Origin of the sequence: Faecalibacillus sp. (assembly GCF_047023275.1) — a bacterium.
In the GTDB taxonomy this organism is placed as follows: domain Bacteria; phylum Bacillota_I; class Bacilli_A; order Erysipelotrichales; family Coprobacillaceae; genus Faecalibacillus.
On record NZ_JBKYAR010000032.1, the window covers coordinates 19,584 to 29,009 of the forward strand.

Here is a 9,426-nt window from a genome sequence, read left to right on the forward strand (position 1 = left end):
TCTCCTTAATAAACTAATTGAATTGCATTATGTATACATTTTAAATGATAAGTTCCCGGTTCATATTTTTCACCATCAATATTAACATATTGACTTGTTTTTACCCAAACATCATCTTCTTTAAAATGTTGAAATTTTTTTGTTTTATGTAACTTATTGGTAATGAGTCCTTTTAAATAATACGGTAATTCTTTTTTAGAAATCTCGCCCACCACAGACATATCAATCATCCCATCATCTAAAGATGAATAATATCCTGCCTGATATCCTCCACCAAAATAATGTCCATTACAGAACGTACATATAAGAACATTTCCTTGATAGATATCTTGATTATAAGTATAAATTTCTGTTGGATAAAACTTCAAATGAAAGATCTTATCTAAAATTGTAAAACTATATTGTAAAATACGCGGTGCAATAGTTGTCTTACGATTGGTATTGACGATATTACCAACATCTGCATCTAAACCACAACAAAATACGTTCACACAATAAAGGTCGTCTCGACATTGAATCACATCAATGGGTTTTGCTTCCTTTTCAAGAGATTCTTTAAATATTGTCATAGCATCCAAATTTTTATAAATGCTTCTAGCAAAATCATTACCTGTTCCTTGAGGTATCACCACTAGTTGATGGTGACTTCCCACCATACCATTAACTACTTTATGAACAAAGCCATCGCCACCAATAGCGTATAAACGGCAAACTTCTTTTTCTTTTTGATAAGATAAAGCAATCTTGCGCGCATCATCTAAATCCTTGGTATAGCGTAATTCATAGTGTTTTCCCTGCATTGAAGAAACAATACAATTGACCAATGTTTTGGACGTATGAGGTTTTAATATAAAAATATGTTTCATGTTCATCACCTTATCCATTATAACATAAAAGAGAGTGCAATTAACACTCTCTAATAATTAAACTATAAGATTCATATTGATCTTCTTGAAGATAAAAATAATTTAATTTTTTATCAAATTTAGAAATTACTTTAATAATAACACAACCATTCTTTTCTTTAATTAAAACTGTTAATTTTTTATTTGAACAGATAAAAACATCTTCTATAAATTGAATGATTTTTTGAATATTTTCTTGATGATCCAACTGAATCATCTTTTCAATCGAACATATAACTTTAAAATCATAATCTTGCTTTCTAAAATCATTCAAACAATCACTCAACAAATCATCAAAGATTTCATTTCCTGTATTCAATAGAAATCTAGAATTTAAAATATTTTCTATTTCTTGATCAACAAATTTCTTAACATCATTTTCCTCTGTCATATTTTCTATCTTCTTTAAAACATAAATCATTCGATGCTCTTTTGTCAGTATTTCTTGATGTAATCTTTGAATATGAGAAATATTTTTTCTTTGGCTTTGATATTGTAATTGTACACGTTCTAACTTAACTTTATTTTCACTTTCTTTCATTAAAATAAAATAAAGAAAAATAAACAAACAAATAAGCAAAATAAAGAAAGTCATCATAAAAAGCGTATAGGTATCTAAATGATGCTTTGTTATTTGTCTTGCAAAAATATAAAAGATAAAAACAAATAATACAAGAATAGAAAAAATAATAGTTTCTTTAAAAATATGATATACATCTTTTTTACCATTGATCATTTCATTTATAAATAAACAAACTCCTCCAAATAACATCTTTGATAAAAATAAAAATAATTGTAAAATCAAAATATTTTGAACACCAATATAACCATATAAACTTTCACTATAACAATTACAAACAAAAAGAATTAAAACAAGTAATAATGGATAAAGAACATGTTCTACTCTTCTTTCTTTTTGAATATATTCTAAAAAAATAAAATGCATCAAAAATAAACTTCCTAAATAAAGAAATGTTGAAAAGCTAAAAAATGAAAGCATACTCCCTAAAAAAGCCGTCTTTAACACATACTCTTTTTTATCTTCCAAGTTTAAAAAGTATCCCAGAAAATAGGCTAAAAGAATATTTTCAATAATTCTTAAAATAAATTCTATAAACATGTCATTAAATACCTTTCATAAAGATTTTTAAAGTTCTTTTGATAAATTCTACCTATCGTATATTCTTGATTTTCATATGTAATTTTATTTCCTTTTACATTCTTTACTTGATATAAAGAAATGGCTAGATTCTTTTTTATTTGTATAATGAAATACTTTTCATTTTCTTGACAGAAATTTTTTAATGAATCCTTAAGTGTATATGTCTTTTCTTTGGTTGTAATAATAACATCATGATCTAAAGAAATAACAGAAAGAATATCTAAAGGATTGATATATATTTTTTGATGATTGATATTTAAGGTCATTGCTGTTTGTTGTAAAGAGTAATTTAATTGATTAAATACTTCTTTAAGATCTTCTTGATAATGTTTCTTTCTAATAAATTGAAAAGGCTGTACAGAAAAAGTTTGAAAGACAAGATCTTCCCTTTGAGAAATAAAAATGATAATAAGTTGAGGATTATATATTTTTAGCTTTTTAGCTAAAGCTATACCATCTTCACTTTTTAAATCAATATCTAAAAAACAAATATCATATTTTTGAAGATCATTAAATTTTTGATAAAGACACTTTGTTTCTAATTCAATTATTTTATCTTTAAAATAAACCTTAAAATCATTTTCCAATTGCTTTAACATTTCTAAATCATCATCACAAAATAACACTTTCATCTTTATTTTCCTTTTTTATACTTTAAATAGAGAACAATTAAAACAATTAAAATAATTGCGACAACAACTGATAAAGAAACTTCTATCGGTTTATAAAAAACACCGATACTTCCTGATAAAAAAATCATGGCTAATAAACATAAAATAACAGTAATAATAATTCCTTTTTTCATAATAACCTCCATATAAAAACGATTGATCTATGATCAATGTATCATAAACCAACCGTTCTTTCATTATTTACAACTTAAATGACATCTTTCAAACATAAATGACATTCTATCTATTAATTGATGAAGCAATTTTATGATAAGTATGTCTTTTACCACGAATCGCAATTGATAAAGCCATGATGTTTTCAGGTAAAGCAATACCACAGAATCCTGCATCTCCAATATGTTGAATATCAATACCGCATCTTTTATTTAATAAAGCAATTTCACGAATTGTTCCTTCATCTGCACCTTCTTGGCTTGTACCAATCGCACTTAATGATAAAGCTCCATGAGCTTTAATATAACGACAAGCTTCAGTCACTTCTTGTTCAGATAAACCTGGAACTGTATTAACTGCTGGCATTAAAATAACATCAGCCCCTGCTTCAATAAAATCTTTAATACTATCCATATCAACAATTGGTTCATCAATTCCAGCTGCATGCATTTTCCCTGCAATAATTAAACCTTTAAAATATTTTTTAGCTTCTTTAATAGCTTCACAAATAGAATGATTTGAAACACCAACACCTGGATTTCCTGTTAAACAAATAAAGTTGAAACCTAATTCTTGAGCTTTAATATAAGTTTCTTTTCTTGCTTGTCTACCTGTAGAAATCACACGTCTTTCTTCCATTAATTCAGCTTCTAAATCAACTGGTTCTAGATTACATCCAATTGGACGACCAACGATTTCTTTTAATTTTTCTACAGGATTATCACATTCTGGTAATCCTTTGATTTCTGGGTTATTACAATCAAAACAATTTAATAAAACCATGTCACTTCCAAATGAAACAGCAAGTTCAGCATTTGTAAGATCTCCTAATAAAGGTTCGATCGCAACAACTGTTTCTGTCATCACAGTTCTTCCTTCACTAGCAAGAATGGCTTGTTTTAATTCTTGACCATCCATTTTCAACATTTCACTACTTGTACAACTTAATAATCTCTTCATTTCTTAAAACCTTCCTTTTCATGTCTCTATTATCCTATATGTATATACAAGAGTCAATTATTGATTATCAATTTGTTCTTGTAATTCTAATAAATAAAGATATCTTTCATTTTTCTCATCAATTTGTTTTTGCAGGTCATCTCTTTGTCTTGAAAGTTCATCAATTTCTTTAAAATCAGTAACACCATTCATCTTCTCTTCAATTTGACTTAAATTTGTTTCTAAATCCATAATGACATCTTCAATTTCTTCAAATTCTTTCTTTTCCATATAAGTCATTTTGATTTTCTTTTGTTTACTTTGTTTATAAGCTAAAGCCCCTTGACCCTTTTCTTTTTCTTCTTTAGTTGTTGTATCAAGATTTTGACTATAACCCCCATTAACATATTTTAAATGTTGATTTTGTAAGATAAACAAACCATCACAAATACGATCCAAGAAATATCGATCATGACTAACAGTCATAATAATACCTTCAAAATTATCTAAATAATCTTCTAAAATATTAAGAGTATCAATATCTAAATCATTTGTCGGTTCATCTAAGACAAGAACATTAGGCATCATCATTAATACACGCAACAAATAAAGTCTTCTTCTTTCACCACCAGAGAGTCGAGAAATTGGTGTATGTTGTAATCTGGCATCAAATAAAAATCTTTCTAGCATATCTTTAGCAGATAATCCTTGACCATCTACTTTAAAGTCATTTGAGATTTCTTGAATATAATCAATGACCTTCTTATTCATTGGAAGATCATCATATCCTTGTTTAAAATAACCAAAACGAACAGTCTCACCAATTTCTACATATCCCGTATCACTCTTTAAATTTCCTGTAATAATATTTAATAAAGTTGATTTTCCTGTTCCATTATCTCCTAATATACCAATACGATCATGTTGTTTAAACATATATGAAAATTCATCGAAGAGTTTCTTTTGTTCAAAACTTTTAGAAATTTCATGAAGTTCGATCGTCTTTTTACCAAGACGAGAGAACGTATGAATCATTTCTACTTTTCCATTGACTTCTACATCTTTAACTTTTGATAATTCTTCAAATCTTTGAAGACGATCTTTGCTTTTAGTTGTACGGGCTTGTACACCAGCACGTACCCATTCTAATTCTTTTTTTAAAAAAAGTTTTCTTTTTCTTTGACTAGAAAGTTGTGTTTCTAAACGAACTTGTTTAAGTTCGAGATATTTTGAATAATTAGCTTCATATTTATAAATTTGACCATGATCTATTTCAATAATACGATTAACAACTCTTTCTAAAAAATAACGATCATGTGTTACCATTAATAAGCCTTTAGACCATTTAATTAAGAATTTTTCTAAATATTCAATCATCCCATTATCTAAATGGTTTGTTGGTTCATCTAAAATAAGTAAATCACAAGGTTTAATTAAAGCAATCGCTAAAGCAACTCTTTTAAGTTGACCTCCTGAAAGTTCTTTAATCTTTTGTGTTTCATCTATAATACCAAACTTACCTAACTGTGCTTTAATTTCATAATCATGAATTTCTTTAGAATCTAATTGTTTATAAACAGTTTCCATAATACTATCATCTTCATTATAAAGTGGCGTTTGTGGTAAATAATTAATACGGATATCTTTTTGATAACTTATTTTACCTTGATAGTCTTCTATTCCCGCAATTATTTTTAATAATGTGGATTTCCCTGTCCCATTAACTCCTAAGATTCCTACTTTATCTTTATCTTCTATATGTAATTCTATATGATCTAAAATACACTTTTCTCCATTATATTTTGTTAAATCTGTCATTGACACTAACATTTTCATCACCCACGCTATCATACCACAAACAAAAACAAAACGCGACAGCTCATCTTGTGGAACATCATTTTTAGAGTTCATGTTCAATACACAATTCAAGCATATAATCTCATCATCATAGTTAAGGAGAGATGTTTATGAAAGAAAAATTAATTCAATTTATGCAAGGAAGATATGGAATAGATACTTTAAATAATCATGCTTTATTTTTAGTTATTGCCTTATTTATCCTTAATATATTTTTTAACAATAGAATTATAATGACTCTTGGTTATCTTATTTGGTTATTAGTCATTTATCGTATGTTTTCAAGACAAACTTATAAACGCTATCAAGAAAATGAAAAATATTTAAAAAGTATTAAACCACTTCAACAATGGTTTAATCTTCAAAAGAAAAGATTATCTGATCGCAGTCATAAATATTATCGCTGTCCATCTTGTAAACAAATGGTCAGACTTCCAAAAGGTAAAGGCAAAATAATTGTCACTTGTCCAAGCTGTCATCAAAAATTTGAAAAGAGAACTTAAAAATGTTTGGTTATGTCGTTATTAATAAACCCGAATTAAAAATTAAAGATTATGATAAATATCAAGAATATTATTGTGGTTTATGTCAGTCATTAAAACAAAATCATGGTAGAAGAGGTCAGTTGACTTTAAATTATGATTTAAACTTTGTAGGTATTTTACTTACAAGCTTGTATGAACCAACGGATAAACAGTATTTAATCCGTTGTCCATTACATCCTTTTTATAAAAAAAGTGTTCGCACAAATCAATATATGGATTATGTAAGTGATATGAATATTGTTTTAACATATTATAAATTGGAAGATGATGTTTTAGATGAAAATTCTTTAAAAAGTAAAGCTTATAAACAGTTACTAAAAAAAGAATTTAAAAAAATTAAAACTAAATATCCAGATAAAGTTAAAAAAATAAAAGAATATCTAGATCAAATCCATTATCTTGAAAAATCTCATTGTTTGGATTTAGATGAAATAGCAGGTCAATTTGGTCATATTATGGCAAATATTTGTGTTTATCAAGAAGATGTTTTTAAAGATGATCTTTATCAAATGGGATTTTATTTAGGTAAGTTTATTTATTTAATAGATGCTTTTGAAGATGTTGAAGAGGATATAAAAAAAGAAACTTATAATCCTTTTAAAAAGAAATTTAAAGATGATCATTTTCAAGAATATTGTTTCAATATACTAGAAATGATGATTTCTAGAAGTAGTTTTTATTTTGAAAAACTTCCTTTGATTGAAAATGTTGAACTTTTAAGAAATATTATCTATAGTGGTATTTGGACAAAATTTGAACTCATTAAAAAGAAAAGAATGGAGGAAAAATAATCATGAATCCTTATCAAATATTAGGAATATCCCCTAGCGCCAGTGATGATGAAGTGAAAAAAGCTTATCGTACGCTTTCTAAAAAATATCATCCAGACGCTAATATTGGAAATCCACATCAAGCAGAATATACTGAAAAATTTAAAGAAGTCCAAAATGCTTATAAAACTATTATGGATGAAAGAAAAAAAGGTTTTAGACAACAAAGTTATGGCAATCAAACAACTGGTGGTTATCAATATCATGGAAATGATCAAGAAGCTTATCAAGAAGCCAGTGGATTTATTCAAGGTGGACGTTATCAAGAAGCTTTAAATGTTTTAAATCAAATTCAAAGTAAAACAGGTATGTGGTTTTATTTAGCAGCTTTAGCTGAAAATGGTTTAGGAAATAATATTCGTGCACAAGAATATGCCCAAACAGCTGTTCAAATGGAACCAATGAATATGCAATATATTTTATTATTAAATCAACTTCAAGGAAATACAAACCAGTATCGTCAAACGAGTCAACAATACGGTAATCCTGCAAGTATGATGAATTGTTGTTATTCAATTTTGCTTTTAAATTGTATGATGTCATGTTGTTGTGGTGGAGGATATCATTATCCTATTTTATGTTGTTAGAAGGAGAAAATTATGACAAAGGTTATTGGAATCGATTTAGGTACAACAAATAGTTGTATGGCTTTTTATGAAAATGGAAAAGCTAAAATTATTGAAAACAAAGAAAATCAAAAAACAACTCCAAGTATTGTTGCTTTTGATAAAGATGGAAAGAAACTTGTAGGAGAACTCGCTAAGCGTCAAAAATCTATGAATCCAAAACGTACGATTTCTTCTATTAAAAGAGAAATGGGACAAAATTATCATGTAGAAATAGATGGAAAACAACTTTCTCCTCAACTTATTTCTTCAATGATCTTACAAAAATTAAAAAAAGACGCTGAAGCTTATTTACAAGAAGAAGTCAATCAAGCGGTTATTACTGTTCCAGCATATTTTAATGATGCTCAAAGACAAGCAACAAAAGATGCTGGAAAGATTGCTGGTTTAGAAGTTTTAAGAATTATTAATGAACCAACAGCTGCAGCACTTGCATATGGTCTTGAAAATGCCTATGGTCAAAAAGTCATGGTTTTTGATTTAGGTGGAGGAACTTTTGATGTTTCTATTATTGAAATTGGTAGTGGTGTTATTGAAGTTTTATCAACTGCTGGAGATAATCATTTAGGTGGAGATGATTTTAATAAAGCTATTTGCGATTATGTTTTAGAAAGCTTTTTAAAACAAGAAGGCATTGACTTAAAAAGAGATACAGTTGCTTATAGTCGTGTTCTAGAAGCAAGTGAACAAGCTAAAATTGAACTTTCAAGTCAATCAAGTACCACTATTCATTTACCTTTTATTTATCAAGATGCAAATGGTCCAAAAAACTTAGAACTGACACTTACAAGACAAAAATTCAATGAACTTACAAAAAATCTTATTGATCGTCTTGTATTACCAATGCAAACAGCATTAAATGATGCCAGACTTACACCACAGGATCTTAATAAAATCATCTTGGTTGGTGGATCATCTCGTATTTTAGCAGTTCAAGAAAAAGTTAAAGAAATTACGAACATGGAACCAAGTAAATCATTAAATCCTGATGAATGTGTTGCTTTAGGGGCTGCTATTCAAGCTGGTAAATTAAGTGGAGAAATGGTTTTATATGGTGAAGATAATGATGTTCTTTTATTAGATGTTACACCTTTAACGCTTTCTATTGAAACTGTTGGTGGTGTTGCAACGCCTTTAATTCCAAGAAACACAACTATTCCAACAAGCCACAGTCAAGTCTTTACAACATCTGCCAACTTTCAAACACAAGTAGAAATTAATGTTTTACAAGGTGAAAGACCACTTGCGAAAGATAATCAATCTTTAGGAAAATTCAAACTCAAAAAAATCAAACGTGCTATGCGTGGTGTTCCACAAATTGAAGTCACTTTTGATATCGATAGTAATGGTATTGTTAATGTTTCTGCTAAAGATCTTGCTTCAGGAAACAGTCAAAGTATGACGATTGAAGGTTCTGCTAAAATGTCAGATAGTGATATCGAAGAAGCTATTAAACAAGCTAAAATGTATGAAAGTCAAGATCAAGTCACAAAAGAAAATATGCTTTTAAAAAATGAAGTTGATACACTGATTATTAATGTTCAAAATGGTCTAGCTTCACATAAAAAAGAAATGGATAAAGCTTTAAGAAAACAAATTAAAGCTGAACTTTCTTCTTTAATGAAAATAACAAGAAAGTTCAATTATGAAACAGCTTCACCAGAAGAAATACAAAAAATAAAAGATTCTAAAAATCATTTAGAATCTCTAGCTCAAA

10 protein-coding genes are annotated in these 9,426 nt (G+C 27.8%); 4 read left to right on the top strand and 6 right to left on the bottom strand.

The window, feature by feature from the left end:
- Positions 1-5: 5 nt before the first annotated feature.
- The 6 genes from ACLVEP_RS10495 to ACLVEP_RS10520 all read right to left on the bottom strand — a co-directional run bounded on the left by ACLVEP_RS10495 (position 6) and on the right by ACLVEP_RS10520 (position 5,681).
- Positions 6-866: a diacylglycerol/lipid kinase family protein gene (locus tag ACLVEP_RS10495; RefSeq protein ID WP_412584718.1), complete on the bottom strand. Its 861-nt coding sequence runs from the start codon at positions 864-866 to the stop codon at positions 6-8.
- 40 nt (positions 867-906) lie between these two features.
- Entirely contained in the window at positions 907-1,851 is a 945-nt protein-coding gene (locus ACLVEP_RS10500; RefSeq protein ID WP_412584719.1) for a hypothetical protein, read from the bottom strand.
- 164 nt (positions 1,852-2,015) lie between these two features.
- Positions 2,016-2,699: a response regulator gene (locus ACLVEP_RS10505; protein WP_320096956.1), complete on the bottom strand. Its 684-nt coding sequence runs from the start codon at positions 2,697-2,699 to the stop codon at positions 2,016-2,018.
- A gap of 2 nt (positions 2,700-2,701) precedes the next feature.
- The gene (locus ACLVEP_RS10510) at positions 2,702-2,872 is read right to left on the bottom strand and encodes a hypothetical protein (RefSeq protein ID WP_412584721.1); all 171 of its coding nucleotides are present in this window, start codon (positions 2,870-2,872) and stop codon (positions 2,702-2,704) included.
- A gap of 106 nt (positions 2,873-2,978) precedes the next feature.
- Positions 2,979-3,872 (bottom strand): haloacid dehalogenase-like hydrolase, encoded by an 894-nt coding sequence (locus ACLVEP_RS10515; RefSeq protein WP_412584723.1) that lies wholly within the window; start codon positions 3,870-3,872, stop codon positions 2,979-2,981.
- 57 nt (positions 3,873-3,929) lie between these two features.
- Complete coding sequence (locus ACLVEP_RS10520) at positions 3,930-5,681, bottom strand: ABC-F family ATP-binding cassette domain-containing protein (protein ID WP_412584732.1); 1,752 nt, start codon at positions 5,679-5,681, stop codon at positions 3,930-3,932.
- A gap of 137 nt (positions 5,682-5,818) precedes the next feature.
- On the opposite strand from ACLVEP_RS10520, the gene ACLVEP_RS10525 reads away from it, so the two are divergent.
- From ACLVEP_RS10525 to dnaK, 4 genes are all read left to right on the top strand, one after another.
- Positions 5,819-6,211: a hypothetical protein gene (locus ACLVEP_RS10525; protein WP_412584725.1), complete on the top strand. Its 393-nt coding sequence runs from the start codon at positions 5,819-5,821 to the stop codon at positions 6,209-6,211.
- 2 nt (positions 6,212-6,213) lie between these two features.
- Positions 6,214-7,044: a DUF5685 family protein gene (locus ACLVEP_RS10530; RefSeq protein ID WP_412584727.1), complete on the top strand. Its 831-nt coding sequence runs from the start codon at positions 6,214-6,216 to the stop codon at positions 7,042-7,044.
- Between the two features lie 2 nt (positions 7,045-7,046).
- Positions 7,047-7,670 (top strand): J domain-containing protein, encoded by a 624-nt coding sequence (locus tag ACLVEP_RS10535; RefSeq protein ID WP_412584728.1) that lies wholly within the window; start codon positions 7,047-7,049, stop codon positions 7,668-7,670.
- Between the two features lie 12 nt (positions 7,671-7,682).
- The coding region (dnaK, locus tag ACLVEP_RS10540; protein WP_412584730.1) for a molecular chaperone DnaK at positions 7,683-9,426 on the top strand (1,744 nt) is incomplete at its 3' end.